The 25840-nt window shown below is 66.1% G+C and carries 25 protein-coding genes; 11 read left to right on the top strand and 14 right to left on the bottom strand.

Annotated elements, in window-relative coordinates; genetic code table 11:
* The first annotated feature begins 10 nt into the window (after positions 1 to 10).
* Positions 11 to 1234, top strand: coding sequence for an FAD-dependent oxidoreductase (locus tag G6N36_RS00620; protein ID WP_163684096.1), 1224 nt, complete (start codon positions 11 to 13; stop codon positions 1232 to 1234).
* 67 nt (positions 1235 to 1301) lie between these two features.
* Positions 1302 to 3311, top strand: a complete 2010-nt coding sequence (locus tag G6N36_RS00615; protein ID WP_179964687.1) for a glycoside hydrolase family 15 protein — start codon at positions 1302 to 1304, stop codon at positions 3309 to 3311.
* A gap of 34 nt (positions 3312 to 3345) precedes the next feature.
* On the opposite strand, the gene G6N36_RS00610 is transcribed toward G6N36_RS00615, so the two are convergent.
* From G6N36_RS00610 to lepA, 3 genes are read right to left on the bottom strand one after another with little or no spacing between them, the layout of a single operon-like run.
* Positions 3346 to 4059, bottom strand: a complete 714-nt coding sequence (locus tag G6N36_RS00610; protein ID WP_163684094.1) for a sensor domain-containing protein — start codon at positions 4057 to 4059, stop codon at positions 3346 to 3348.
* 56 nt (positions 4060 to 4115) lie between these two features.
* A complete protein-coding gene (locus G6N36_RS00605) occupies positions 4116 to 4829 on the bottom strand; it encodes a sensor domain-containing protein (RefSeq protein WP_163690279.1) in 714 nt (237 codons plus the stop codon).
* Between the two features lie 16 nt (positions 4830 to 4845).
* A complete protein-coding gene (lepA, locus tag G6N36_RS00600) occupies positions 4846 to 6678 on the bottom strand; it encodes a translation elongation factor 4 (RefSeq protein ID WP_235689926.1) in 1833 nt (610 codons plus the stop codon).
* A gap of 110 nt (positions 6679 to 6788) precedes the next feature.
* Between lepA and G6N36_RS00595 the strand changes: the two genes are divergently transcribed.
* Positions 6789 to 7379, top strand: coding sequence for a type II toxin-antitoxin system PemK/MazF family toxin (locus G6N36_RS00595; RefSeq protein ID WP_163684091.1), 591 nt, complete (start codon positions 6789 to 6791; stop codon positions 7377 to 7379).
* A gap of 86 nt (positions 7380 to 7465) precedes the next feature.
* Here the strand turns inward: G6N36_RS00595 and G6N36_RS00590 are convergent, their stop codons facing one another.
* Positions 7466 to 8074 carry a GNAT family N-acetyltransferase gene (locus G6N36_RS00590; protein ID WP_163684089.1) on the bottom strand — a complete coding sequence of 203 codons (609 nt, stop codon included), beginning with the start codon at positions 8072 to 8074 and terminating at the stop codon, positions 7466 to 7468.
* Entirely contained in the window at positions 8067 to 8495 is a 429-nt protein-coding gene (locus G6N36_RS00585; protein ID WP_163684087.1) for a CBS domain-containing protein, read from the bottom strand. The genes G6N36_RS00590 and G6N36_RS00585 overlap by 8 nt, the downstream gene beginning before the upstream one ends.
* A 162-nt stretch (positions 8496 to 8657) precedes the next feature.
* Here G6N36_RS00585 and G6N36_RS00580 point away from each other — a divergent pair, with 162 nt between their 5' ends.
* The 3 genes from G6N36_RS00580 (at position 8658) to G6N36_RS00570 (ending at position 11752) form a co-directional block, all read left to right on the top strand.
* The gene (locus G6N36_RS00580) at positions 8658 to 9677 is read left to right on the top strand and encodes an aldo/keto reductase (RefSeq protein ID WP_163684086.1); all 1020 of its coding nucleotides are present in this window, start codon (positions 8658 to 8660) and stop codon (positions 9675 to 9677) included.
* Positions 9678 to 9714: 37 nt separating this feature from the next.
* The gene (locus G6N36_RS00575; protein WP_163684084.1) at positions 9715 to 10578 is read left to right on the top strand and encodes a ribonuclease Z; all 864 of its coding nucleotides are present in this window, start codon (positions 9715 to 9717) and stop codon (positions 10576 to 10578) included.
* Positions 10579 to 10813: 235 nt separating this feature from the next.
* Complete coding sequence (locus G6N36_RS00570; protein WP_163690277.1) at positions 10814 to 11752, top strand: esterase family protein; 939 nt, start codon at positions 10814 to 10816, stop codon at positions 11750 to 11752.
* Between the two features lie 2 nt (positions 11753 to 11754).
* Here the strand turns inward: G6N36_RS00570 and G6N36_RS00565 are convergent, their stop codons facing one another.
* Genes G6N36_RS00565 through G6N36_RS00555 form a run of 3 tightly spaced genes read right to left on the bottom strand, consistent with a single transcriptional unit; the run spans position 11755 to position 15289 of the window.
* Complete coding sequence (locus tag G6N36_RS00565) at positions 11755 to 12594, bottom strand: transglutaminase family protein (protein WP_163684082.1); 840 nt, start codon at positions 12592 to 12594, stop codon at positions 11755 to 11757.
* Positions 12594 to 13571, bottom strand: a complete 978-nt coding sequence (locus tag G6N36_RS00560; protein ID WP_163684079.1) for an alpha-E domain-containing protein — start codon at positions 13569 to 13571, stop codon at positions 12594 to 12596. Before G6N36_RS00560 ends, G6N36_RS00565 begins: the two co-directional genes overlap by 1 nt.
* Positions 13571 to 15289, bottom strand: a complete 1719-nt coding sequence (locus G6N36_RS00555; RefSeq protein ID WP_235689925.1) for a circularly permuted type 2 ATP-grasp protein — start codon at positions 15287 to 15289, stop codon at positions 13571 to 13573. The genes G6N36_RS00560 and G6N36_RS00555 overlap by 1 nt, the downstream gene beginning before the upstream one ends.
* Positions 15290 to 15439: 150 nt before the next feature.
* Here G6N36_RS00555 and rpsT point away from each other — a divergent pair, with 150 nt between their 5' ends.
* Entirely contained in the window at positions 15440 to 15700 is a 261-nt protein-coding gene (rpsT, locus tag G6N36_RS00550) for a 30S ribosomal protein S20 (RefSeq protein ID WP_083125256.1), read from the top strand.
* 34 nt (positions 15701 to 15734) lie between these two features.
* Here the strand turns inward: rpsT and holA are convergent, their stop codons facing one another.
* The 3 genes from holA to G6N36_RS00535 are packed head-to-tail and all read right to left on the bottom strand — an operon-like array spanning position 15735 to position 19059.
* The gene (gene holA, locus G6N36_RS00545; RefSeq protein ID WP_163684067.1) at positions 15735 to 16697 is read right to left on the bottom strand and encodes a DNA polymerase III subunit delta; all 963 of its coding nucleotides are present in this window, start codon (positions 16695 to 16697) and stop codon (positions 15735 to 15737) included.
* Positions 16694 to 18229: a ComEC/Rec2 family competence protein gene (locus G6N36_RS00540; protein WP_163690276.1), complete on the bottom strand. Its 1536-nt coding sequence runs from the start codon at positions 18227 to 18229 to the stop codon at positions 16694 to 16696. The genes holA and G6N36_RS00540 overlap by 4 nt, the downstream gene beginning before the upstream one ends.
* A gap of 5 nt (positions 18230 to 18234) precedes the next feature.
* Entirely contained in the window at positions 18235 to 19059 is an 825-nt protein-coding gene (locus G6N36_RS00535) for a ComEA family DNA-binding protein (protein WP_163684064.1), read from the bottom strand.
* A gap of 158 nt (positions 19060 to 19217) precedes the next feature.
* Between G6N36_RS00535 and G6N36_RS00530 the strand changes: the two genes are divergently transcribed.
* Both G6N36_RS00530 and G6N36_RS00525 read left to right on the top strand, forming a co-directional pair.
* Positions 19218 to 19940, top strand: a complete 723-nt coding sequence (locus tag G6N36_RS00530; protein ID WP_235689924.1) for a hypothetical protein — start codon at positions 19218 to 19220, stop codon at positions 19938 to 19940.
* 134 nt (positions 19941 to 20074) lie between these two features.
* Positions 20075 to 20932 (top strand): alpha/beta fold hydrolase, encoded by an 858-nt coding sequence (locus tag G6N36_RS00525; protein WP_163684062.1) that lies wholly within the window; start codon positions 20075 to 20077, stop codon positions 20930 to 20932.
* 4 nt (positions 20933 to 20936) lie between these two features.
* Here the strand turns inward: G6N36_RS00525 and G6N36_RS00520 are convergent, their stop codons facing one another.
* The 3 genes from G6N36_RS00520 to G6N36_RS00510 are packed head-to-tail and all read right to left on the bottom strand — an operon-like array spanning position 20937 to position 24174.
* Positions 20937 to 21764 carry a mycofactocin-coupled SDR family oxidoreductase gene (locus G6N36_RS00520; protein ID WP_163684060.1) on the bottom strand — a complete coding sequence of 276 codons (828 nt, stop codon included), beginning with the start codon at positions 21762 to 21764 and terminating at the stop codon, positions 20937 to 20939.
* Between the two features lie 2 nt (positions 21765 to 21766).
* Positions 21767 to 22567, bottom strand: a complete 801-nt coding sequence (locus tag G6N36_RS00515; RefSeq protein ID WP_163690274.1) for a mycofactocin-coupled SDR family oxidoreductase — start codon at positions 22565 to 22567, stop codon at positions 21767 to 21769.
* On the bottom strand, positions 22567 to 24174 hold the full coding sequence (locus G6N36_RS00510; protein WP_170311099.1) for a flavin-containing monooxygenase: 1608 nt from the start codon (positions 24172 to 24174) through the stop codon (positions 22567 to 22569). The genes G6N36_RS00515 and G6N36_RS00510 overlap by 1 nt, the downstream gene beginning before the upstream one ends.
* 128 nt (positions 24175 to 24302) lie before the next feature.
* On the opposite strand from G6N36_RS00510, the gene G6N36_RS00505 reads away from it, so the two are divergent.
* A complete protein-coding gene (locus G6N36_RS00505) occupies positions 24303 to 24572 on the top strand; it encodes a 2Fe-2S iron-sulfur cluster-binding protein (RefSeq protein WP_179964685.1) in 270 nt (89 codons plus the stop codon).
* An 89-nt stretch (positions 24573 to 24661) separates the two neighbouring features.
* Positions 24662 to 25840 carry an acyl-CoA dehydrogenase family protein gene (locus tag G6N36_RS00500; RefSeq protein ID WP_163684054.1) on the top strand — a complete coding sequence of 393 codons (1179 nt, stop codon included), beginning with the start codon at positions 24662 to 24664 and terminating at the stop codon, positions 25838 to 25840.

Genomic DNA, 25840 nt, shown 5'->3' with positions numbered 1-25840 from the left:
AAATGACGTCGTGCCGGGCGAGAAATCGGAAACCACATGCATCGTCGCCGGTGGGGGTCCCGCGGGCATCATGCTCGGACTCCTGCTCGCCCGTGCGGGCGTGAACGTCACGGTCATGGAGAAACACGCCGACTTTCTGCGCGACTTCCGCGGCGACACCGTGCACGCCAGCACCCTGCGCCTGCTGGACGAACTGGGGCTGGCATCGGAGTTCGCGCAAGTTCCGCACCGTGAGATCGACACCCTGACCATGAGCGTCCAGGGCGCCGAGGTGGGCATCGATCTGGGCCGAATTCCCGGTCCGCACAAGCACATTGCGCTCGTACCGCAGTGGGATTTCCTCGAGTTGCTGGCGGCCGCCGCCGATAAGGAGCCGACGTTTCGCCTGCTTCGCAGCACCGAGGTGCTCGGGCCGATTCTCAGCCGCAAGAGGGTGGTCGGGGTGCGCTACCGCGGCGCTGACGGCGAGACACGCGAGATGCGTGCCGCTCTGACGGTGGCGTGCGACGGCCGTTCGTCGACGTTGCGTGCGGCGATGGGTCTGCGGCCCCGGAGCTTCGGGGCGCCGATGGATGTGTGGTGGTTCAGGCTCCCCCGTGCGGCCGGCGATCCGCCCGGCCTGGCCGGTGTCCTCGGCGCCGGGGCAGCGCAGATCGTGATCGATCGCGGCGATTACTACCAGTGCGCCTACGTGATCCCCAAGGGCCGGGATGCCGAACTTCGCGCGCAGGGCATCGAGGCACTGCAGCGCGGCGTGGTGGGACTCGTCCCGTGGCTGGCCGACCACGTCGCCTCGTTGACGTCGTTCGACGACGTCAAGCTGCTCGACGTGCAGCTCAACCGGCTACGGCGTTGGTATTGCGACGGCCTGTTGCTGATCGGCGACGCCGCGCACGCCATGTCCCCCGTCGGTGGAGTGGGAATCAACCTTGCGGTGGCAGATGCCGTCGCGGCGGCGGGGATTCTGGCGAATGCGCTGCGGGAAGGCACCGTCTCCACCAGGACCCTGGCCCGTGTCCAGGCCCGGCGCTGGCTGCCGGCGGCGCTCATACAGTCGGTGCAACGCGTCGTGCACAACCGCGTCATCGCGGTGGCTGTGACCTCGACGGGGCAGGCCAAACCGCCGCTGCTGGTCCGTATCGCGGCTCGGGTTCGCGCACTGCGCACCGTGGCTGGGTACGGGATCGCCATCGGCCCCCTGCCCGAACACGTGCCGGAGTTTGCTCGGCGCTGAGCGCGCCTCCGCGGGACACGCACGCGATAAGTGGACGCCAGGCAGGTCGGCAGTCGATGATGTCGGGATGGTTCTGCAAGACGCCGCCGCCTCCGGTGGGCCATCGAAGGACATCGATTACGACGCCCCCTTGTCGGTGACGGCCCCGGTGCCGTACACCACCGGCGGGTCCTTGCGGAATCCGTTCCCGCCCATCGCCGACTACGCGTTCCTGTCGGACTGCGAGACCACCTGCCTGATCTCCTCGGCGGGGTCTGTCGAATGGCTGTGTGTCCCGCGCCCCGACTCCCCCAGCGTGTTCGGCGCGATCCTGGACCGTCGTGCCGGCCATTTCCGCCTCGCCCCGTACGGGGTGTCGGTGCCTGCTGCACGCCGCTACCTGCCCGGCAGCCTGATTCTGGAGACCACCTGGCAGACCCACACCGGCTGGGTGATCGTGCGCGACGCGCTCGTGATGGGTCCTTGGCACGACCTCGAGACCCGGTCGCGGACGCACCGTCGCACCCCGATGGACTGGGATGCCGAGCACATTCTGCTGCGCACCGTGCGATGTGTGAGCGGCACCGTCGAGCTGGTGATGAACTGCGAGCCCGCGTTCGACTACCACCGGGTCGCCGCGACGTGGGAGTACTCGGCCCAGGCATACGGCGAGGCGATAGCCCGCGCCAGCCGCGATCCTGACGCCCACCCGACGATGCGGCTGACGACCAACCTTCGGTTGGGACTGGAGGGTCACGAGGCGCGGGCGCGCACCCGGATGAAGGAGGGTGACAACGCCTATGTCGCGCTGAGTTGGTCCAAGCATCCGGCGCCGCAGACGTACGACGAAGCTGCCGACAAGATGTGGCAGACCAGCGAGTGCTGGCGGCAGTGGATCAATATCGGTGAGTTTCCCGATCATCCGTGGCGCGCCTACCTGCAGCGCAGCGCCCTCACGCTCAAGGGCCTTACATATTCGCCGACCGGCGCCCTGCTCGCCGCACCTACCACGTCGCTGCCGGAAACCCCCCAGGGCGAACGCAACTGGGACTATCGCTACGCCTGGGTGCGTGACTCGACCTTCGCACTGTGGGGTCTGTACACGTTGGGTCTGGACCGTGAGGCCGATGACTTCTTCGCGTTCATCGCCGACGTGTCCGGCGCCAACAACGGTGAGCGCCACCCACTTCAGGTGATGTACGCGGTCGGCGGTGAACGCAGCCTCGTCGAGGAGGAGCTTCACCACCTGTCCGGCTACGACAACGCCCGCCCCGTGCGGATCGGAAACGGCGCCTACAACCAGATGCAGCACGACATCTGGGGCACGATGCTGGATTCGGTGTATCTGCATGCCAAGTCGCGTGAGCAGATCTCCGACACGCTGTGGCCGGTGCTCAAGCAACAGGTCGAGGAAGCGATCAAGCACTGGAAGGAACCGGACCGCGGAATCTGGGAGGTGCGCGGCGAGCCGCAGCACTTCACGTCCAGCAAGATCATGTGCTGGGTCGCACTGGACCGAGGCTCCAAACTCGCGGATTTGCAGGGCGAGAAGTCCTACGCGCAGCAATGGCGCGTGATCGCCGAGGAGATCAAGGCCGACATCCTCAAGAAAGGTGTGGACTCCCGCGGCGTGCTCACCCAGCGCTACGGCGACGACGCGCTGGATGCCTCACTGCTACTGGCGGTCCTGACCCGGTTCCTGCCCGCCGACGATCCCCGCGTGCGCGCAACCGTTTTGGCGATCGCCGACGAACTCACCGCGGACGGTCTGGTGCTGCGGTACCGCGTCGAGGAAACCGACGACGGATTGTCCGGTGAGGAAGGCACATTCACGATCTGCTCGTTCTGGCTGGTGTCCGCGCTCGTCGAGATCGGCGAGATCCATCGCGCCAAGCACCTGTGTGAGCGGTTGCTGTCCTTCGCCAGCCCGCTGCACCTCTACGCCGAGGAGATCGAGCCTCGCACCGGCCGTCATCTCGGCAACTTCCCGCAGGCCTTCACCCACCTGGCGTTGATCAACGCTGTGGTGCACGTGATCCGCGCCGAGGAGGAGGCCGACAGCTCAGGGGTTTTCGTTCCTGCCAACGCGCCGTCCTAGACCGTCGAGCCACGTCGCGTCGATCTGTCGGCGGCTATTTCTCGGCGGCGTTGGCGACGATGTCGGTGACGATGGTCGCGGCCTCGTCCTCCGGTGAGTAGCTGCACGCCCACACCTCGACCGTGATGTTCGACACCGGTGAAAGCGCATGCTGGCACGCCCATCCGGCGGCGTCCTGTTGCGTCGTCACCTGGGTGATCAGGGCGTCTTCCGCATTGAAATTCTCGATATCCCAGTCATACGCGTCGCCGCCATCGGCGACCGAAACAGTGGAGTCGTTGCAACTCTCCCACTGCGCCTTGGACTGCTCGAAGAAATCCTGCGCCTTGTCGGCGGACGGATAGAGCACGACCGTCTGCTCGACCCAGTGCTCGTTGTCGTCGCCTTCTTCGCGGGAAATCTGGTCCAGCACCGCGGTCCAGCCGCTGCCCGCGTACACGGGCTCCTCGGCCCCGTAGATCGCGCCGAGGCATTCGGTGTCGGAAACCGCGTCGGAATGGTCGGTCATCTCGTCCAGCTCGCTGGTGACCTCCATGGCGGACGAGCCCATGACCGCGTTGACCTCCCCGATTGAGAGCACCAGGTCGTCGAGTTGCGACTCGTCCAGCGGCGGCACGTCGCTTCTTCCCGCGTTCGGTGGACGAATCGCGGTACCCGTCACGGTGCTCACGCAGCCGGTGAGCAGGACGGATGCCGCGATCACGGCCGCGGCGGCGTGTCTCCGCTTGGCCGTACCGATGTAGGTCACCGCGTTATTGTGACCGACCGGCGGCGAATGCGTGCACCACCCGCGAATTCCGGCGTTTACGCGCCGGCGACCTTCTCCAACATCAGGCGGGCCACCGTCGCGGCCGCCTGCGGGCCGCCCAAGGCGTTCATATCGGAAACCTCCACGTCCACAACGCAATCCGCCGCCACCCCGAGCGCGCGCTGCGACATCGAACCGGAATCCTGCATCACCATCGCCGAGACCATCCGGCCGTCGACGGTCACGTCGGTGATCCTGCTCGTGCGTTGCGCACCGTGGTCGGGCTGGTTCAGCACCAGCGCCTGCCCGTTGCATCGGTGCCACTTCTCGGCCGCGTCGGCGAAGAACGCCTGCGCGTCGGCCGCAGAGGAGAACTGCACCACGCCGAAGAACCCCGACACCGGGGGTGCGTCAAACGATCCGCCTGTCCACGACTGGCTGGCGACCGATTGCACCGACGCGGTGTCGTAGACGACCCGCTGCAGCCGGTAGGTCGGGCTGACGCAGTCGGCGGGTGTGGCGTCGGCTTCGCCGATGCTGGCCAGGAGCATGTTCGGGCCGCCGTGGACGCGCTGGCCCATCATGCCGTTGGGACCGAGGGCGGACAGTTCCTCGGACGTGGGCAGAATCCGGTCGAGCGCGCGGACGGGAGAAGGCTGGACGGCTTCGGCGATGCGGACCGTGGGTCGGGCGTCCTGGACAGGGGTGCCACACGCAGCCAGCAGGACGCACGCGCTCAACACGACCGCCGTGCAAGTCGTTGAGCGCATCATCGTCTGGTGGAACCTACTTCTTGGTCTTGTCGGCCGGTGCGTCGGTGGACAGCGCCGCGACGAATGCCTCCTGCGGCACTTCGACCCGGCCTATGGTCTTCATTCGCTTCTTGCCCTCTTTTTGTTTCTCGAGCAGCTTGCGCTTACGTGTGATGTCGCCGCCGTAACACTTCGATAGCACGTCTTTGCGTATCGCGCGGATGTTTTCACGAGCAATGATCTTCGAACCAATCGCGGCCTGCACCGGAACTTCGAACTGCTGCCGAGGAATCAGCTCCTTGAGCTTCGTCGTCATCTTGTTGCCGTAGGCGTACGCAGAATCCTTGTGCACGATCGCGCTGAACGCGTCGACGGCCTCGCCCTGCAACAGGATGTCCACCTTCACCAGATCCGATTCCTGCTCGCCGGCCTCCTCGTAGTCGAGGCTGGCGTAGCCGCGAGTGCGCGATTTCAGTGCGTCGAAGAAGTCAAAGATGATCTCCCCCAACGGCATTGTGTAGCGCAGCTCGACCCGCTCGGGTGACAGGTAGTCCATGCCGCCGAGTTCTCCGCGCCGCGACTGGCACAACTCCATGATGGTGCCGATGAACTCGCTCGGTGCGATGATGGTGGTCTTCACGATGGGTTCGTACACCTGGCGGACCTTGCCTTCCGGCCAGTCCGACGGGTTGGTGACGACGATTTCGCTGCCGTCTTCCTGCACAACGCGATACACGACGTTGGGCGACGTCGATATCAAATCGAGATTGAATTCCCGCTCCAGGCGCTCACGGGTGATCTCCATGTGCAGCAGGCCGAGAAAGCCACTGCGGAAACCGAAACCGAGCGCGACCGACGTCTCGGGCTCGTAGGTCAGCGCGGCGTCGTTGAGCTGCAGCTTGTCCAGCGCATCGCGCAGATCCGGGTAATCGGAACCGTCCACCGGGTAGAGCCCTGAATAGACCATCGGCCGCGGCTCGCGATACCCCGTCAACGGATCTGTCGCGCCGTGCTTCGCGCTCGTGACCGTGTCACCCACCTTGGACTGGCGTACGTCCTTCACGCCGGTGATCAAGTAGCCGACCTCGCCGACGCCCAAGCCGTCGGACGCCTTGGGATCGGGCGAGACGATGCCCACTTCGAGCAGTTCGTGGGTGGCTCCCGTCGACATCATCTTGATGCGCTCGCGCGGGACGATCTTGCCGTCGACGACCCGCACGTAGGTCACCACGCCGCGGTAGGTGTCGTAGACCGAGTCGAAGATCATGGCGCGGGCCGGTGCGTCGGCGTCGCCCGTCGGCGGCGGCACCTCGCGGACGACGTGGTCGAGCAGTTCCGAGACGCCGTCGCCCGTCTTGCCCGACACCCGCAGCACGTCGGTGGGCTCACAACCGATGATGTGGGCGATCTCGGCGGCGTAGCGGTCCGGATCGGCGGCGGGCAAGTCGATTTTGTTGAGCACCGGAATGATGTGCAGATCGCGGTCCAGCGCCAGATAGAGGTTTGCGAGCGTCTGGGCTTCGATGCCCTGAGCGGCGTCCACCAGCAGCACCGCGCCCTCGCAGGCCTCCAGCGCACGGGACACCTCGTAGGTGAAGTCGACGTGACCCGGGGTGTCGATCAGGTGCAGCACGTAGTCGGACCCGTCGACGTTCCACGGCAGCCGGACATTCTGCGCCTTGATCGTGATGCCGCGCTCGCGCTCGATATCCATCCGGTCCAGGTACTGGGCGCGCATATCGCGATCGGCGACCACGCCGGTCAGCTGCAGCATCCGGTCGGCCAGCGTCGACTTGCCGTGGTCGATATGGGCGATGATGCAGAAGTTCCGAATCTGCGCCGGCGCGGTGAAGGTCTTGTCGGCCAAACTGCTGATGGGAATCTCCTGAGCCGGGTCGGATGGTGCGCTACCAGGGTATCTAGCGAGGCCCCCGCCGACACAATCGCGGGAACGGGCCTTCCCTTAAGCTCGTCGATATGGCTCCGCCGTGGAAAACCTTCCAACGCTTTGCGGAGAACCTGGTGTTCAACGAGGCGCCGAAGTTCATCCGCCACCAGCTGCAACCCGAGACCGTCGCGCGCGGTCTTCAGTACGGCATCAAGCTCGGTATCGACGCCATCGTCGGCACGCCGGCCGAGGAGCCCCGAGCGATCACCGCGGGCCGTCCGGTAAGCCAGAACTTCGTCCCGACCGCGCACCGGGCCCGCAAGCTGTCCTACGCGCCCGACCTCGACGGCCAGGCCGATCCCGGCGAGATCGTGTGGACCTGGGTGGTCTACGAAGACGATCCGACGAGGGGTAAGGACCGGCCGGTGCTGATTGTCGGGCGTGACCGGGCCGTGCTGCTCGGCCTGATGCTCTCCAGCCAGGAACATCACCGCGAAGACCCCAATTGGGTCGGCATCGGCACCGGCACCTGGGACTACGAGAGCAGGGCGAGCTGGGTGCGGCTGGACCGCGTGCTCGACGTGCCGGAAGAGGGCATCCGCCGCGAGGGCGCCATCCTGGCGCGGGAGAAGTTCGAGGTCGTGGCGGCACGACTACGCGCCGAATACTCTTGGAGCTGACTCCTTTCGGCGAGAAGACGCAAAACTGCCCAAAACACCGCCAAAAAGGGCATCTTTGCGTCTGTTCGCGGCAGAAACAGAAACATTCAGCGTGGATCCCGCCACATCGGCCACATGCTCGGCCCGCCGTCGGGCAGCTTGATCTCGCCGATCACCTCGAAGCCGAACCGAAGGTAATACGCCTCGTTTTTCGGGTTGCTGTTCTCCAGATACGCGGGCACACGCTCGGCGTCACAGCGGTCGAGCCGCGACCGCATCAGCGCCTGGCCGAAGCCCGCCCCGCGCACTGATGGATCGCTGCCGATCAGCATCAGATACCAGTGCGGTTCCTCCGGATGGTGCTTTTCCATGAGTTCCATCACCCGCATGGTCGCCGGTACCCGCGAGCGGAAAGCCCACAGCATCGTCGGCATCATCGCGAGCTCTTCGAACCTGCCGGCCTTGCGCTGCCCCGGCGGATCCCACAGCGTGGCGGCGCCGACGATGCCGTCGCGCCGCGCGACCTCCGATCCTGCTCGCGGCAGGAAATGATGTCGTGCCAATCCGCTGAACGCCCGGGTCAGTGCCTTGAGCCGGGTCCGGTCGTCCGGCAGCATCCATGAATTCACCGGATCGTCGTAGAACGCGCGGGCGAGCACCGTGCCGATCTGTCGTGTGTCGCGCCGCTGCGCGGCCTCGACCTCGAGCTCAGCCACGTGTGATGTAGGCCTGCAGCTGCTCCTGCTGCGCTTCGAGCTCTTCCATGCGTGTCTTGACGACGTCGCCGATGCTGACGATTCCGGTGAGCCTGCCGTTTTCCATCACCGGGATGTGGCGGACCCGCTTGGTGGTCATCAGCATGCTCAGACTGTCGACAGAATCGGTCGGGGTGCAGGTGGCGACGAACGTCGTCATGATCTCCGATACCGGCGCCCGCAGCAGGTCGGCACCGCGCTTCTGCAAGGCGCGGACGACGTCGCGCTCGGAGACGATGCCGATCACGCCGTCGGGCGAGACCACCACCATCGCGCCGATGTTGTGCACGGAGAGTTCGGTGAGCAGCCCGGATACCGAGGTTTCCGGGGTGATGGTCGCCACCGACGCACCCTTGTTCCGCAATACGTCCGCGATCCGCATCGTTGCCTCCGCTCGTGACCTGGCTCACTTCAGGCTAGGTCCGACTCGCGCCGCGCGAAAGGTTTTGGCATAGGTGTCCCAAAGTGTCCTTCCGAGGAATAGAACCGTAGTAGGCGCCGCTGGACTCCTTTGACTTTCGAAGTCGACGCGAAGGGAACGAACATGGCAGCACAGGACCCTGTGCCCAGTGTTGCGCTGGGCGACGAACTATCGGTCAGCGCAATCGGTTTCGGCGCAATGGCGCTGACTCCGGTGTACGGCGAGGTCGACGACACCGAGTCGCTGGCCACCCTGCATCGCTGTATCGACCTGGGCGTGACCTTCATCGACACCGCGAATATCTACGGCGGCGGGGAAAACGAGCGGCTGATAGCCCAGCTGCTGGCCGACCGTCGCGACGAGGTCACCCTGGCAACGAAGTTCGGCATCACCGGCAATCCGGCCAATCGCGCGACGCGGGAACTCGCCGCACGCGGAGATGCCGCGTACGTCCGCACGTGCATCGACGAGAGCCTGCAGCGGCTGCAGATCGACTCGGTCGACCTCTACTACATGCACCGACGCGATATGAGCGTGCCGATCGAAGAAACGGTGGGCGCCATGGCCGAGTTGGTGGCGGCGGGCAAGGTTCGCCACCTTGGGCTCTCGGAAGTCACGGCCGACGAGCTGCGGGCTGCGGTGGCCGTGCACCCGATAGCGGCGGTACAGAGCGAATGGTCGATCTGGAGTCGCGACGTCGAAGCCCACGTCGTCCCGGCCGCCGCCGAACTCGGTGTCGGATTCGTCCCCTACTCTCCGCTCGGCCGCGGCTTCCTGACCGGCACGATCACCTCTAGCGACGACCTGCCGTCCGGCGATTTCCGGCGCTCCATGCCGCGTTTCGGCGACGATGCGCTGGACGCGAATCTGGCGGTTGTGGAACTCGTCAAAGGTGTCGCCACGCAACAGGGCGCGACGCCCGCGCAGGTGGCGCTGGCGTGGCTGCGGTATCGCGCGCAGACGCTCGGTGTGGCGGCGGCGCCGATCCCGGGCACCCGTCGCGCGGCTCGTGTCGAAGAGAACCTGGGTTCGCTGTCGGTGACGCTGACGGCGCAACAGCTCGACGCACTGGATGCTGCGGCGGCTGCGGTCACGGGGCACCGGTTCGGAAACCTCGGCTGGGTGTCCGCGGGCCGCGAATAACGCCCATCGATCCGGCTCGGGGGGTATACCTAGCCCCATGATCGAGGTCACGCTGCTCGGCACCGGAAGTCCCATCCCCGACGCGAACCGCGCGGGCCCGTCGACGCTTGTGCGAGCGGGCGGTCAGACGTTTCTGATCGACTGCGGCCGCGGCGTCCAGCAGCGGCTCACCGGCGCGGGCACCGGAGCCAATGCGTTGACGGCGCTGCTGCTGACCCACTTGCACAGTGACCACATCGCCGATCTCGGAGACGTGATCATCACCCGCTGGGTGTCGACGTTCACCCCCGATTCCGCACCGCTGCCCATCATCGGTCCCCCCGGCACCGCCGAAGTGGTCGAGCACACACTCAAGGCGTTCGGCTTCGACATCGGATACCGCATCGCGCACCACGCGGACCTGAACTCGCCGCCGCCGGTAGAGGTCTTCGAGTACACCGACGGTCCGGTGTGGGATCGCGACGGTGTGCAGATTCGCGTCGCACCCACCGACCACCGCCCAGTCGCGCCCACCATCGGCTTTCGTATCGAGCATGCCGGGGCCTCGGTCGTGCTGGCCGGCGATACCGTGCCGTGTGAGAGCCTCGACGCTCTGGCGTCCGGCGCCGGCGCGTTGGTGCACACTGTGATCCGCAAGGACCTGATCGACGCCATGCCGATGCAGCGCATCAGGGATATCTGCGACTACCACTCCTCTGTGGAGCAGGCCGCGGAGACTGCGACGCGAGCCGGCGTGGGCATTCTCATCCTCACCCACTATGTCCCAGCGATCGCGCCCGGTGCCGAAGACGAGTGGCGTGCATTGGCGGCGACGGCGTTCGATCGCCAGATCGAGGTGGGCGACGACCTGCACCGCGTCGAGGTCCACCCCGGCGTCTGCGCCAAGCCCGCGGGTTCATGACCGAACCATGACGATACGGGCGCGACAATGCCGGCGTCCGTAACGTGGCGTTGTCGGCTGCCGACGAATTGAATGGCGGCGCTGTCACTCAGCGCTGACCTCTGCGGCAGGTGTGAAGAAGAAGCACCTGAACCGGCAACGTCGGGAACGCCGGCCCGTAGCTCGGAAATCGAAGACCGCAAGTACTGCGGCATTACCCGAAAGATGTGCGATACCCATGACATCAGTGAGCAGAATGGCGCGCAGATTCTGTGCAGCCGCAATGGCCGCCCTGGTCCTGCCAGGTTTGATCGCGGTCGCAGGCGGAACGGCATCGGCCTCCGCCTACTCCCGGCCCGGGCTTCCCGTCGAGACGCTGATGGTGCCGTCCGCCGCGATGGGCCGCGACATTCCGGTGAGATTCCAAGGCGGTGGCACGCACGCCGTATACCTCCTCGACGGTCTTCGTGCCCGCGATGACAACAACGGCTGGGACATCGAGACCGCCGCGTTCGAGGACTACTACCAGTCCGGGTTGTCCGTCGTGATGCCCGTCGGCGGAATGTCGAGCTTCTACACCAACTGGCAAGGCCCGGCGGTCGGCAACGGCACCACCTACAACTACCAGTGGGAGACGTTCCTGACCTCGGAGCTGCCCGCCTACCTGTCCGCCAACAAGGGCATCTCCCCCACCGGCAATGCCGTGGTGGGACTGTCCATGTCGGGCAGTTCGGCGTTGATCCTGGCCGCGTACCACCCCGGGCAGTTCGTCTACGCGGGATCGCTGTCGGGGTTCCTGAACCTGTCCGAAGGCATCTGGCCGACGCTGGTCGGCGTCTCCATGCGTGACGCCGGCGGGTTCGACGCAACCGCGATGTGGGGCCCCGGCGGTGGGCCGGCGTGGCAACGTAACGATCCGACGGTCAACGTCGAGCGGCTGGTCAACAACGGCACCAGGATCTGGGTGTACTGCGGCAGCGGCCGACCCGGCGACCTGGGTGACACCGGTCTGCCCGGCCAGGTCCTCGAGAGCATCACGCTGGACAGCAACAAGAACTTCCAGCAGCAGTACGTGGCCGCAGGCGGCAACAACGGCACCTTCAATTTCCCCGCGACCGGCATCCATGACTGGGCCTACTGGGGTTCGCAGCTCAACGCGATGAAGGGCGACATTCAGCGCACACTGGGCGCGTAACCCTAGGCCAGCCGGGTGATCTCCACGACGACGTCGAGGTCGGTCGAGCCTTCGCCGGAGTAGATGCCCTTGAGCGGGCTGACATCCGAATAGTCTCGGCCGACACCGACACTGATGTACTGCTCGTTGATCTCGGCGTCGTTCGTGGGGTCATAGTTCCACCAACCACCGGTCCACGCCTGCACCCACGCGTGGCTCTGCCCGTCGATGGTGTCGTCGATCTTGGCCTTCTTGTTCGGATGCAGATACCCGGACACGTAGCGGGCGGGAATCCCCATGCTGCGCAACAGGATCAGCGTCAGGTGGGCGAAGTCTTGGCAGACCCCCTTGCCTTCGCGGTGTGCGTCCAGCCCGGACGAATGCACACCGGTTGTGCCGGGGACGTACTCGAGTTCACTGTGCACCCAGTTGGCGGCCGCGACAACGGCTTCCCGCGGGTCGTGGTCCTTGATGATGCGCTGCCCCACCCGCGCAATTCGCTTGCTCTCTGGTGTGTAGTGCGTGGGGCCGAGCACTTCGTCGAACCGGTCGATCGCCGCGGCTGAACTCAGATCCTCCCAGCTGGCATCGTCTTTCGGCATGGCGCCGCGGTTGGTCTCCACCACCGACGACGAGGTCACCTCCAGTTCGGTGTGGGGCGCGTGCAGGTCGAACGCCGTCACCGCCGTGCCCCAATAGTCGACGTAGCGGTATGACCTTGTCGCGGGCACGGTTTCGACACGGTTCAGGATGACGTTCTGCCGGGCGTCCGAGCGTGGAGTCAGCCTGGCTTCGTTGAACGACGCAGTCACCGGTGACTTGTAGGCGTAGCCGGTGGAATGGACCACCCTCAGCCGCCACATCAGACTTCGCCTTCCTCGATGACCAGAGAGCCGTTACGACCCGCGTCCGTCCATGCGACCCACGGCGCGGAGTGAAAGTACTCCAACGCCAACGCTTCTCCGACGTCGGCGCAGACCTTCTGCAAGCCGGCGAGGCGTTCCTCGAGTGAATCCAGCAGCACTCCGGGGCGCAGGAACTCCAGCTCGCTGCGCGCGCGGCCCAGCAGCCGTTGGGTTTCCGCGGTGGCACCGACGCGATTGAGGGCGCGGTGACGCAGTTCGTCGAGGCTGTGTTCGGCCAGTCGCAGCGAATACATGACCGATCGTGGGAAAAGCCGGTCCAGCAGCATGAACTCGACGACACGGCCCGCATCCAGCACGCCACGATAGGTGCGCAGATATGTGTCGTGCGCACCCGCGGAACGCAGCACCGTCACCCATGCCGGTGACGAGGCGCTGTCGCCGACACGGGCCAGCAGCAGCCGGACGGTCATGTCGACACGTTCGATCGCGCGGCCCAGGACCATGAAGCGGTAGCCGTCGTCGCGGCTCAACGTCGAATCCGCCAAACCCGCGAACATTGCCGCGCGGCCCTCGACAAATGACAGGAACTCGTGTGGACCAAGACGTTTCGCCGCGCGCTCACGTTCAGCAAGTGCGTTGTAGGTCGTGTTGAGGCATTCCCATATCTCCGTTGAGGTGACCTCGCGGGCACCGCGGGCATTCTCACGCGCGGCCGAGATGGCCTCAACGATCGAACACGCGCCGTGCGAGTCTCTGCCGAAGGCGACGATGTCGGTCAACGACCACACGTCCAGCGACTCCTCGGGCGGCTCGATGCCGAGCACACGCAGCAGTGTCCGTGACGCCTGGTCGGGGTCGACGCTGGAATCCTCGAGCAATTGGTGGACCGTCACGTCGAGGATGCGGGCGGTGTCGTCGGCACGCTCGACATAGCGGCCGATCCAATACAGTGATTCAGCGTTGCGGGCCAACATCATTGGCTCCCTTGGGCTTGCTGCTGCTGTTGCTGTTGCTGGTCCTGAAATCCGTTCGTGGCGCGCGACGGCTGCGACTGCTGTTGTTGCTGCTGTTGCGAACTCTCGGAACCGTTATCGCTCTTCGGCGCTTTCGGCGCCTTGGGCAACGACCGCACCACTTCGGCCGCGGCGAGCTCGCGGTCGGCGACCGATGTGCGCGACGCCAGCACCCAGGTGTCCTTGGATCCCCCTCCCTGGCTGGAGTTGACGACCAGCGACCCTTCGGGCAGGGCCACTCGCGTCAGGCCGCCGGGCAGCACCCAGACATCGTCACCGTCGTTGACGGCGAACGGACGCAGGTCGACGTGCCGGGGCGCCAGGCTGTCGCCGATCTGGGTCGGGACGGTGGACAGCTGAACCACCGGCTGCGCGATCCAGCCGCGCGGGTCGCTGCGAATCTTCTTGCTGATCGCGGCGAGTTCCTTTTCCGACGCGTCGGGGCCGAACACGATGCCGTAGCCGCCCGAGCCCTCCACCGGTTTGATGACCAGTTCATCGACTCGGTCGAGGACCTCCTCACGTTCCTCGTCGAGCCAGCACCGAAAGGTGTCGACGTTGGCCAGCAGCGGCTTTTCGCCCAGGTAGTACTCGATGATCGTCGGGACGTAGGTGTACACCAGCTTGTCGTCTCCGACGCCGTTGCCGACCGCGCTCGAGATGACGACGTTGCCCGCCCGCGCGGCATTGAGCAGACCGGCGACGCCGAGTACCGAGTTGGGATTGAACTGCATCGGGTCGAGGAAGTCGTCGTCGATGCGCCGGTAGATGACGTCGACCTGGCGCTCGCCCTCGGTGGTGCGCATGTAGACGGTGTTGTCGCGGCAGAACAGGTCGCGACCCTCGACCAGCTCGACGCCCATCTGACGGGCCAACAGCGAATGTTCGAAGTACGCCGAGTTGTAGACGCCGGGCGTCAGCACCACGACGGTCGGATCGGCCTCATTGGAGGCGGCCGCGTTGCGCAGTGCCCGCAACAGGTGCGAGGAATAGTCGCCGACGGCCCGCACCCGGTGAGTGGCGAACAGGTTGGGGAAGACCCGCGCCATTGTGCGGCGGTTCTCCATCACGTACGAGACGCCCGACGGTGAGCGCAGGTTGTCCTCCAGCACGCGGAAGGCGCCCTGCGCGTCGCGAACGAGGTCGATGCCCGCGACGTGGATGCGGACGCCGTTGGGCGGGGATATGCCCACCGCCTCACGGTGGAAGTGTTCGCATGAGGTCACGAGCCGGCGCGGAATGACCCCGTCGCGCAGGATCTCCTGTTCGCCGTAGATGTCGTCGAGATACGCCTCGAGCGCCTTGACCCGCTGCGTGATCCCCTTCTCGAGCCGGGTCCACTCCGCCGCCGAGATCACCCGCGGGACGAGATCCAGCGGAAACGGGCGCTCCTGACCGGACAGCGAGAACGTGATGCCCTGGTCGACGAAGGCGCGCCCGAGGGCTTCGGCGCGGGCCGCCAACTCGGAGGCGTCAGACGGCTCCAGCTCAGCGAAGATGCCCTTGTAGGGGCCACGAACGTTGCCCTGGGCGTCGAACATCTCGTCGAACGCCTTCGAATAGCTGCCCAAGCTGTTGTAGCCCTCGAAAACGCCGTCGTGGCGTCGGGGCTTTGGCGAGCGGGTTCGCGACGATCGCGCGGTGTCGGCGGGAAGTGTTCGAAGACTCACCATTGACATGCTGCACCAAGTGCGGCGTTTCGGCAGGCCAGCGACGTCACTTTGGGCATTTACCCACTGCGCTGGTAATCTGAACCCTCGCTGCCCGCAGGTCGGGTGCCCATAACGTCTTTGCATTCAACCAACCTGGATTTACGAAGGAAAACACGCGTGGCCAACATCAAGTCGCAGGAAAAGCGCATCAAGACGAACGAGCGCCGCAGACTGCGCAACAAGTCGGTGAAGTCGTCTCTTCATACGGCTGTCCGCGGATTCCGGGAGGCCGTCGAGGCCGGGGACAAGGACAAGGCCAACGAGTTGCTGCTGAAGACCAGCCGTCAGCTCGACAAGGCCGCAAGTAAAGGCGTGATCCACAAGAACCAGGCGGCCAACCGCAAGTCCGCGCTGTCGCGTGCGTTCAACAAGATCTGATCCCGGCCGTCCGCTTAAGTCTGATTTCGGGCAACTAGTCCTGGACGAGCTCGGCGACCTTTCGCACCGCTGACTCCAACGCGTAGTCGGCGTCCGCTGCGGCTCCCTTCACATCGGCGTTCAACGCCGCGACGAGGCGCATCGCCTCCGCGACCGAGGCGCGAGACCACCGTCTCGCCTGCTTCTGCGCCTTCTGCACCCGCCACGGCGGCATGCCCAGCTCCGACGCCAGCCGGTAGGGATCGCCGGACAGTGGTGCTACCCGGGCGATCGTGTGAACGGCCTCGGCCAGTGCGTCGGCCAATACCACCTGGGGCTCGCCGGCCAGCATCGCCCAGCGCAGCGCCTCGGCGGCGCCCGCGACGTCGCCGACGACCGCCTTGTCCGCGATGTCGAAGCCCTTCACCTCGGCCTTTCCCGAGTGGTATCGACGTACGGCCGCGGCGTCGACCTCTCCATCGGTGTCGGCGACCAACTGCGAGCACACCGAGGCCAGGTCGCGGATGTCGGAGCCGACGGCGTCCAGCAGCGCTGTCACGGTGTCGTCGCCGACTTTGACCTTCAGTGCGCGAAACTCGCGCCGCACAAAGTCGGCACGCTCGGCGAATTTCGTGATCCGTGCGCATGGATGGACCTGTGCACCAAGGCTTTTGAGCTTGTCCGCCAGCGCCTTGGCGCGGCCACCACCCGAGTGCACCACGATCAACTCGGTACCAGACGGCAGGTCGGCGGCGACATCGGAGATGAGCGCGACCGCGTCCTTGCCCGCCTCGGCCGCGGACTCCAGCACCACGACACGCTCTTCGGCGAACAACGACGGGCTCAGCAGCTCGGCGAGCTCGCTGGTGCTGACCTCACCGGCGCGCAGCCGGTCCACGGGGACGTCCTCGGTGCCCGCCCGCTTGCGGGCACCTTTGAGCACGCCGGCTATCGCCCGTTCGACCAGCAGCTCTTCGTCTCCGAGCACCAGGTGCAAACGTGCAGCATCCTCACTCACCCGACGATCGTGTCATGGCCGCCTGACAGACCCGACACCGTCCACGCCAACCCGACGACGATCGCCACCCATACCCCCATCCGGGTCCAGCGCCAGCGCCATAGCACCACCACCGCGGCCCCCGCGGCCGCGATGATGACGACACCCGGCAGCCCTGACGGTACGGCGAGCGACGCGCCCGGAACATTCGCCGACCAGTGCGCAACGTGAAGCAGCCACCACAGTTCGGGTCCGGTGAACCTGATCAGCAGATCCGCTCCCGCAGGCCAGACCGGGCACACTGCCGCGGCGGCGGTGCCGACGACGGTGATCGGTGGAATGACCACGGCGACGGCCAGATTGGCGGCCACCGACATTACGCTCAGGGTGCCCGATATCCCTGCGATGAGCGGTGCGGTGACGAGTTGGGCGGCGATGGCGACGCACACCGCGTCGGCGAGCGGCTTAGGCCAGCCACGGCCGACCAGGCGCCGCGACCACGCAGGTGCGATGACCACCAACGCCGCGGTCGCCGACACCGACAGCGCGAACCCCAGGTCGACAGCGAGCTCGGGTGACGCGATCATCAGCAGCAGAACCGTCGCCGCCAGTGCCGGAATGGCCTGCCGACGGCGGTGCGAGACCACCGCCAACAGGGTGACCGCGCCCATGACCGCGGCGCGCAACACACTCGCCGAGGGCTGCACGACGACAACGAAACCGAGCAACGCGAACGCCGCGAGCACGACCGCCACCCGCGGCCCGACGAGAGCGGCACTCAACAGCACCGCCCCGCACACGATGGTCACGTTGGCGCCGGACACGGCGGTCAGGTGCGTGAGGCCCGATGCCCGGAACTCCTCGGTCGTCTGCGGCGACAGCGTTGACGTGTCACCCAGGACCAGCGCAGGCAACATCGCCGCCTGATCCGCGGGTAGGGCAGTTCGCGCCGCCTCGACGAAGCCCGCGCGGACGTCATGTGCGGCCCGCAGCACCGTTGCCGCCTCACCCCACGTCGGCGTGCCTGTCGCCGATAGCACGGCAACCGTCAAATCGTTACGAGTCGGTCGGCCGATCTGGGCGCGGAATGCGACGGGCCGGCCCGCAATCAGCTCCGAAAAGGCAGCGGCCGAGGCGAATACGACCACCCTTCCACTCATCGCGTGACCGTCGAGTTCCTGCAACGTCGCGCGGAACATGGTCCGGTTGCCGCCCACTTCACGCGGGCTTTCCACCGGAGTGACGAGGACGGAGGCGACCGTGCCGTAGCGCTGGGAGACCGGATGCTGTCCCAGCGCGTCGACGCGAAGTCCGATCGCGATCGCGAATGCGGCACCGACCACCGCGACGGCGAGCACCCCTGCACCAAAGGTGCGATCATCCTCGCCGCGGCCACGACACCACCACCCCGCCGCTGCGGTCACCGCGACCGCAACCGTCAAAACGGCGATCACACCTGTTGTAGGCCAGAGGATTCCGGCAGCTGTCACCGACCAGCCGGTCAGCGCCGCCGGTACCAGACGGACGTCGAGTCGCGTGACGCCCGGGTCCATCGTGGTCACACATGAACGCGATCGCGCAGCTTCTCCAGCCGCGCAGGCCCGATTCCGTCGACGTCACCGAGTTGGTCGACGCTGCTGAAGCGTCCGTTGGCGTCACGCCACGCGACGATCGCTGCCGCGGTCACCGGGCCGATCCCCGGGAGGCTGTCGAGCTGCTCGACGGTTGCGCTGTTGAGGTCCACCAGACCGTCCGGCGCTGCGGGATCGCCGGAAATCGAAGGCGCCTCCGATGACGGGGCCGGGGCCGCTCCCGGGCTGATGGAGCTGCCCATCGTCGCCGGCTCCCCCGGTACCGGAGCGATGCCGACGACGATCTGCTCGCCGTCGGCGACTCGTCGTGCCATGTTCAGTTCCAACAGATCCGCGCCGTCGAGCGCTCCGCCCGCGGCAGCGAGCGCATCGGCGATCCGAGCGCCCGGGTCCAGCGTGACCAGGCCAGGCTTACCGACAAGGCCGACCACGCTCACCACGACGGGAGTATCGGGTGCGGGCGCACCAGCGGATGGAGTCGGACTCGTCGACGAAACCATTTGCACCGGTGGCAGTTTCGCCGAAGTCACCGGCGGCGAGTCGTCGCGAGCCAACGTGAACAGTGTGACCAGAACCGCGACGACACCCACAACCCCCAATGCGATGACCCCAGCCCTGCCCGGATCTGCTCGCACGGCCGCCAGCCAACTCGGCGGTCCGCCCGCATCGGAATCGGGTAACCACCGCGACAACAACGTGTCGGGCTGGGGTTCGCCGTCGGCGTCGGTATCGGGCTCACTCTCAGCGCCGAGACGGCGATGCAGACGCTCGGTTGGCAATTCCGTTCGCATGAGCCGAAAGTAGGCCCGGCGTCGGACCGCACCTGCCGAGAACAGGGACACGCGACGCGCGCTGGGGATCAAATGACGGTTGTGGATAGGTGCGTTGTCTAGGGTTGATGTCCGGTGTCCGCGTCTATGAGTCTCGCCGCGGCACGAGGGGGTGCAACATGGATCGTCGAACCCCGATGACGGCCGGTATTGCATTCGCCGTGCTGTACGCCGTTGCACTGGTGCTGACTCCGAGATTTCCCGGCATCGACAAGCCGGGCTCGGCGATCGTCGCGCACGCGATCGGGCATTCGGCGCAGATGCGTGCGCAGGCATTGTTGGTGGCGTTCGGGTCTCTCGCGCTCGTCGCGCTACTCGGGTATGCACGTGAGCGGTTGTCGGGCCCGGCCGGCTACGTTTTCACCGTCGGCGCCGCGGCGTTGCTGGCGCAGGTGTTCATCGCGACGTGGTTCACCGCGGGTTTGGCATTGCACCCCGAACAGCTCGGCTCGGCGACCGCACGGACGATCACCGACGTCGTGACCATGTCGGGTCCGATGCTGACGATCACGAACCTCATGATGGCTGTACCGATTCTGTTGGCCGCCAACGCCGGTCAATTTCCGCGCTGGCTCGGGATCGTCGCCGCGGTGTTCGCGGTGGAGCAGTTGATCGAGACGACCACGATCATCGGCCCGCCGGGAAGTTTCATCTCGCCCGGCGGCCCCATGAACTCCTATCTCGGCGCACCGCTGTTCATCCTGTTCTTCTTGGCGCTCGGCGCCGCGTTGTCTGCGGAGCAGCGACGCGACAAACGGCCCGCCACCCGTGACGCAAGTGACCCGGCGACCGAACCGGACTCGGTGGAAGAGTTGAAACCTGTCGAAGAAGCCGCGGAATGATCGGAACTCTCTGCTGATGACCAGGGGCACCGCGTAGTCGTGCTCACGGCCCGGTCACCGGGACGGCGGCCGCGACGCCGTATGTCACGATGCCAGTCTGAGGTATGGCCCAATTGTCGGCGACGGGATCGGTGATGACAGCGGAATTGACCTATGACGGCACGCTTCGCGAGATGCCCACCGAGGCGGGCGTTCTTCGCTACCACGAAGCGGGTGATGGTCCTCCCCTGTTGCTCTTGCACGGGTCCGGTCCGGGGGTGACGGGCTGGCGCAATTTCCGCGGCATTGTGGGCACCTTCGCGGAGCGCTTCCGCTGCCTCGTGCTGGAGTTCCCCGGCTTCGGCGTGAGCGACGACTTCGGCGGCCACCCGATGATCACCGCGTTCGGCGCCGTGGGCACGTTCGTGGACGCGCTGGGACTCGATTCCGTCGACATCGTCGGTAATTCGATGGGTGGCGCCGTCGGCATCAACTACGCGACCCATCAGCCGTCGAAGGTGCGGCGCCTCGTCACGATCGGCGGGATCGGCACCAACATCTTCTCGCCGGGCCCCAGTGAGGGCATCCGGCTCTTGCAGGAATTCACCGAGGACCCGACGCGGCAGCGACTGGTCGACTGGTTGCACTCGATGGTGTACGACCCGGCACTGGTGACCGAGCAACTGATCGAGGAACGGTGGGCGCTGGCGACGGATCCACCGACGCTGGAAAGCGCCCGCCGCATGTACGGCAAGGCGGCGTTCACGCAGATGATGGCGGCGATGCGGGCATCCGATGGTCCACTGCCCTGGGCGACGATGCACAAACTCGCGGCGCCGACGCTGCTGACGTGGGGCCGCGATGACCGGGTGAGCCCCCTGGACATGGCCCTGATCCCGATGCGGACCATCCCCAACGCCGAACTGCACGTGTTCCCCAACTGCGGGCACTGGGCGATGATCGAGGCCAAGGATGCATTCGTAAGCACGGTGCTGGCGTTCCTGACCCGCTGAGTTCTCACCGCTGAGTGCTGCCCGCGTCCACCGGCAGCGTGACCGCCGTGATGTAGCGGGCCTCGTCCGAGGCCAGGAACAGGCATGCGTTGGCGACGTCGACGGGGTCGACCCACGGAATCGGCAACATGTTCATCGAGCACGCCGCCTCCGCGAACTGCTCACGCGAGACATGCTCGAGGTCCGGCCGGAACGCGGCGCGGACGTTGTCGTTCTGGATCATCGGCGTGTCGACATTTGTCGGATGAACCGAGTTGACCCGGATATTGTGCGGTGCAAGCTCATTGGCGAGGGTACGCATGAGCCCGACCACACCGTGTTTGGCCGAGGTGTAGTGCGCGACCCCGACCAAACCGCGTAGGCCCGCGATGGAGCTGATCAGAATCATCGACCCCGCCCCGCGTTCGATGAGATGCGGTGCGGTGGCACGACAGGTCCGCCAGACCCCGGTCAGGTTGACGTCCAGCATTGTCTGCCAGGCAATCTCGGACATCTCCATGGCCATCTCGCGCGATGTGATCCCCGCGGTCGCGCACACGATGTCCAGACCACCGAGGACCTCGACGCCGCGGTCCGTCGCGGCCTGCACAGCAGCGGTGTCACGGACGTCGACGACCTCGGTGACGACACGGCGGCCGGCTTCGGATACCAGCCGGGCCGTGTCGTCGAGATCGACGGGTGTCGCCGGCGGTGTGACGACGGTGTCCACTGGGCCGCAGATGTCCAGAGCGATGACGTCGGCACCCTCCTGCGCAAATCGAACCGCCTGCGCGCGTCCGATACCCCGCGCCGCGCCAGTGATCAGTGCGACCTTCCCCTGCAATCGACCCATCGTCATACCTTCTGCGTCAGACCGGCGTCGATCACGAGTTGGGTTCCGGTGATGTAGCGGGCTTCGTCGGAGGCCAGGAACACCACGGCGTTGGCGATGTCGACGGGCTCGACCCATCCCACCGGCAACAGGTTGCGGGCCTTGAGGACTTCGGCGGCGTCGGCCGCTGTGGGGTTGGGCACGTCGGGACACAGCCGACGGAATGTCGCGTCGTTGAGTACCATCGCGGTACCGACCGCCCCCGGATGAACGGTGTTGACCCGAATCCGCTGGGGCCCCAGCTCATTGGCCAGCGTGCGGGCAAGGCCGACCAGCGCATGCTTGCTGGCGGTGTAGTGCGCGCTGTTGGGAGTACCACGTAATCCGTTGGTGGAACTGATGATCACCACAGATCCCCCGCCCCCACCGATGTGTGGCACCGTCGACTTCACGGTGTGAAACACCCCGGTCAGATTGATGTCCAGGGTGTTCTGCCAGGTTTCGTCGCTGAGCTCCCATGTCGGTGCGCCTGCGGTGTGTACACCGGCATTGGCCACGACGACGTCGAGGCGACCCAGTTCGCCGACGGCCGCGTCGATCGCGGCCGACATCGCATCGGCATCGCGTACGTCGACCATCGCGGCGACGCATCGCCGGCCGCGATCGCGCACCTCGCGTGCTGTGTCATCGAGATCACCGGCAACCTCGGCGGCATCGAGCGCAATGACGTCCGCACCTTCGTCGGCGAACCGTTGACAGTGGACGCGTCCGGTTCCCCTCCCTGCACCGGTCACGACGACCACCTTGCCGTCAAGTCCCGACATCATGATGCATTCAGGAGACGGAAACCTTTGTAGCCCGCGCTGACGACTTCGTTGCAGATGTCGAGGTAGGTGGCGAATCCACCGATGAAGAGCATGAAACCCCTTGGCTTGCCGGGCACATTGGCCCCCATGTACCAAGAGTTAGCCCTCGTGAACAGCGAGGCGTTCGCCCGACGGCTCAGTTCGGCGTTCCAGTCCTCGACGGCGTCGGGGGTCGCCTCGATGGCGGTGTGACCATGGGTGTCGAGATAAGAAATGGCATCGGCGATCCAGTTCACGTGGGCTTCTGCGTGCAGCACCATGTTGGCCAGCACGGCTGGTGCGCCGGGTCCGGACACCAAGAACAGATTCGGGAAGTCGTCCACACTCAACCCGAGATACGTCCGTGGCCCGTCGGCCCAATCGTCGCGCAATGTGTGGCCGTCCCGCCCGACGATGTCGATTTTCGCGAGTGCACCCGTCATCGCGTCGAACCCGGTGGCGAGCACGATCGCATCGACGTCGAACCGTGCGTCGGAGGTGGTGATGCCGGTGGCGTCGATGAACTCGATGGGCGTCCTGCGGACACTGACGAGGTCGACGTGTGACCGGTTGAACGTCTGAAAGTAGTTGGTGTCGGTGCAGATCCGTTTGGTGCCGATCGGGTGGTCGTTCGGGATCAACAGGTCGGCGACGTCGGGATCATCGATGACGGCGCGGACCTTTTCCTCGTAGAACCTCCGGGCCTCATCGTTGGCTTCGATATCCGTCATCTGGTCGCTGAAGGTCTTGGAGAACAACACGCCGCCGAGTTCCCAGCGCTTTTCGAATGCGGCCCTGCGCTCCTGCGCGGTGGCCTCCATCGTCAGCTTGGGGTGCGCGATGTGCGGTGAGCCTCCGCCGCTCCGCCACGACAACCGACGGCGCTCGTCGTAAGAAGCCTTGTAGTCGGCGACGTCCTTGTCCGTCAAGGTTCGATTACCGGCGGGGACACTGTAATTCGGGGTGCGTTGGAAGACGACGAGCTTCTGCGCCTGGTCGGCGATGATCGGTATCGACTGGATGCCCGACGATCCGGTGCCGATCACGGCGACGCGCTTGCCGGTGAAGTCGACTGTCTCCTTCGGCCAGTGCGCGGTGTGGTAAACCTCGCCCTCGAACGAGGACAGGCCCGGGAAGTCCGGCGTCAACGCAGCCGACAGCGGTCCCGTCGCCATCACGCAGAATCGTGCGTTGACCGACTCCCCCGTGTCGGTGTTCGCCGTCCAGCGCACAGCGGCGTCATCGAACACCGCCGATGTCACACGCGTGTTGAACGTGATGCCGTCCCGCAGATCGAGTTCGTCGACGACCCAATTCAGGTACCGCAGGATCTCGGCCTGGGTCGCATATTTCTCGCTCCACGACCATTTCTGTTGCAACTCGTCGGAGAACGAGTAGCAGTAGTCGACACTTTCGACATCGCAGCGCGCTCCGGGGTACCGGTTGAAGTACCACGTGCCGCCGACCTCCGACGCGGCCTCGAACACCCGCACCGCCAATCCCAGCGACCGGAACTTGTGCAGGGCGTAGATTCCGGCGAACCCTGCGCCCACGACGACGACGTCCACGTCTGCCTCGTTGCTCACGACCACACGGTAGGTCGTCGCGGACGGCGAGCCGGGCGGTTTCCCGGTCACCGGACGCTCACGATTCCGGCTCCCGAACACCGGGCGGTGCTGTCCGACGCAGCCGCCCAGGACCGACACTGGCCGCCATGGCCAGAGCCGACGTGGATCTCGACGGACAACGGCATCACCTCGACTGGCCGCCGCAGTCCACACTCGTCGACGTGATGGTGGCGGCGGGCATCGACGTGCCCCACTCGTGCCGCGAAGGGCGGTGCGGCTCGTGCGTGTGCAGCGTCGTCTCCGGGGAGGTCGATATGGCACCGAACGATGTGCTCGAACCCACGGATCGCGACGCCGGCCTGATCCTGGCCTGTCAGACCAGACCCGTCTCCGACACGGTGCACATCGAGTTTTGACGGCGGCAGTCCACTGACCGGGATTGCCTGCGGCGTCGGGGCTACCTGCGGTAGACCATCAATCAAGCCCACACAGTAAGGACGAAAGCATGACCGAGCGGGTAATCGACCGAGTGATGGAGATGGCCGGCCAATTGCGTGAGCAGGGCGCCGAGGCCGAGAAGATCGGCCAACTCACCGACCAGACAGCCAAGGCGATGAAGGCGGCGGGCAACATCCGGCTGCTGCAGCCCACCAAGTACAACGGCTTCGAGGTCCATCCGCGCGAGTTCGCCGAGACGGTGATGGCGACGGCGACGCTCGATCCCGCCGCGGGATGGATCAACGGCGTCGTCGGCGTGCACCCCTATCAGTTGGCCTACGCCGATCCCAAGGTGGCCGAGGAGATCTGGGGCGCCGACGTCGACACCTGGGTCGCGTCGCCGTACGCGCCGCAGGGTGTGGCCAAGCCGGTCGACGGGGGCTACATCTTCAACGGGCGCTGGCAGTTCAGCTCGGGCACCGACCAATGCGAGTGGATCATCCTCGGCGCGATGCTGGGTGACGCCGAGGGCAAACCGCTCATGCCGCCGCAGATGCTGCACATGATCCTGCCGCGCAAGGACTACGAGATCGTCGAGGACTCCTGGAATGTCGTGGGTCTGCGTGGCACCGGCTCCAAGGACGTCATCGTGCGCGACGCCTTCGTCCCCGACTACCGGACGATGGACGCCACCGAGGTGATGGACGGCACCGCCCAGCGCAAGGCCGGGATGTCGTCGACGCTGTACCTCATGCCGTGGTCGACGATGTTCCCGCTGGGCATCACGTCCGCCGTGGTCGGCATCGCCGAGGGAGCACTGGCCGCCCACCTCGATTACCAGCGTGACCGCGTCGGCGCCTACGGTGCGGTCAAGGACGACCCGTACGTCATGTACGCCATCGGCGAGGCCGCCGCGGACATCAACGCCGCCCGCCAGGAACTGCTGGCCAACGTCGACCGCATCTACGACATCGTCGACACCGGCAAGGAGGTGTCCTTCGAAGACCGTGCCGCCGGACGACGGACACAGGTGCGCGCGGCGTGGCGCGCGGTCGCCGCCGTCGACCAGATCTTCGCCCGATCGGGCGGCAACGCGTTGCGGATGGACAAACCGCTGCAACGGTACTGGCGCGACGCGCACGCAGGTCTGGCCCACGCGATCCACATCCCCGGCACGCCGTATCACGCGTCGGCGCTGAGCTCGTTCGGAGTCGACCCCGAGGGTCCGCTGCGGGCGCTGATCTGA

The sequence above is a fragment of the Mycolicibacterium gadium genome, assembly GCF_010728925.1.
GTDB classification, from domain to species: Bacteria; Actinomycetota; Actinomycetes; order Mycobacteriales; family Mycobacteriaceae; genus Mycobacterium; species Mycobacterium gadium.
This window is presented reverse-complemented; position numbering and strand designations above follow the sequence as displayed.

What these genes read in the sequence shown, in the direction of transcription:
- G6N36_RS00520 (WP_163684060.1), bottom strand. Translation starts at nt 21,764, where the DNA reads ATGGGTCGATTGCAGGGGAAGGTCGCACTGATCACTGGCGCGGCGCGG.
- G6N36_RS00595 (WP_163684091.1), top strand. Translation starts at nt 6,789, where the DNA reads ATGGCTCCGCCGTGGAAAACCTTCCAACGCTTTGCGGAGAACCTGGTG.
- G6N36_RS00530 (WP_235689924.1), top strand. Translation starts at nt 19,218, where the DNA reads ATGGATCGTCGAACCCCGATGACGGCCGGTATTGCATTCGCCGTGCTG.
- G6N36_RS00575 (WP_163684084.1), top strand. Translation starts at nt 9,715, where the DNA reads ATGATCGAGGTCACGCTGCTCGGCACCGGAAGTCCCATCCCCGACGCG.
- G6N36_RS00515 (WP_163690274.1), bottom strand. Translation starts at nt 22,567, where the DNA reads ATGTCGGGACTTGACGGCAAGGTGGTCGTCGTGACCGGTGCAGGGAGG.
- G6N36_RS00505 (WP_179964685.1), top strand. Translation starts at nt 24,303, where the DNA reads ATGGCCAGAGCCGACGTGGATCTCGACGGACAACGGCATCACCTCGAC.
- G6N36_RS00615 (WP_179964687.1), top strand. Translation starts at nt 1,302, where the DNA reads ATGGTTCTGCAAGACGCCGCCGCCTCCGGTGGGCCATCGAAGGACATC.
- G6N36_RS00570 (WP_163690277.1), top strand. Translation starts at nt 10,814, where the DNA reads ATGGCGCGCAGATTCTGTGCAGCCGCAATGGCCGCCCTGGTCCTGCCA.
- G6N36_RS00560 (WP_163684079.1), bottom strand. Translation starts at nt 13,571, where the DNA reads ATGTTGGCCCGCAACGCTGAATCACTGTATTGGATCGGCCGCTATGTC.
- G6N36_RS00535 (WP_163684064.1), bottom strand. Translation starts at nt 19,059, where the DNA reads ATGCGAACGGAATTGCCAACCGAGCGTCTGCATCGCCGTCTCGGCGCT.
- G6N36_RS00605 (WP_163690279.1), bottom strand. Translation starts at nt 4,829, where the DNA reads ATGCGCTCAACGACTTGCACGGCGGTCGTGTTGAGCGCGTGCGTCCTG.
- G6N36_RS00555 (WP_235689925.1), bottom strand. Translation starts at nt 15,289, where the DNA reads ATGTCAATGGTGAGTCTTCGAACACTTCCCGCCGACACCGCGCGATCG.
- G6N36_RS00565 (WP_163684082.1), bottom strand. Translation starts at nt 12,594, where the DNA reads ATGTGGCGGCTGAGGGTGGTCCATTCCACCGGCTACGCCTACAAGTCA.
- G6N36_RS00500 (WP_163684054.1), top strand. Translation starts at nt 24,662, where the DNA reads ATGACCGAGCGGGTAATCGACCGAGTGATGGAGATGGCCGGCCAATTG.
- G6N36_RS00580 (WP_163684086.1), top strand. Translation starts at nt 8,658, where the DNA reads ATGGCAGCACAGGACCCTGTGCCCAGTGTTGCGCTGGGCGACGAACTA.
- G6N36_RS00585 (WP_163684087.1), bottom strand. Translation starts at nt 8,495, where the DNA reads ATGCGGATCGCGGACGTATTGCGGAACAAGGGTGCGTCGGTGGCGACC.
- G6N36_RS00540 (WP_163690276.1), bottom strand. Translation starts at nt 18,229, where the DNA reads ATGGACCCGGGCGTCACGCGACTCGACGTCCGTCTGGTACCGGCGGCG.
- G6N36_RS00525 (WP_163684062.1), top strand. Translation starts at nt 20,075, where the DNA reads ATGACAGCGGAATTGACCTATGACGGCACGCTTCGCGAGATGCCCACC.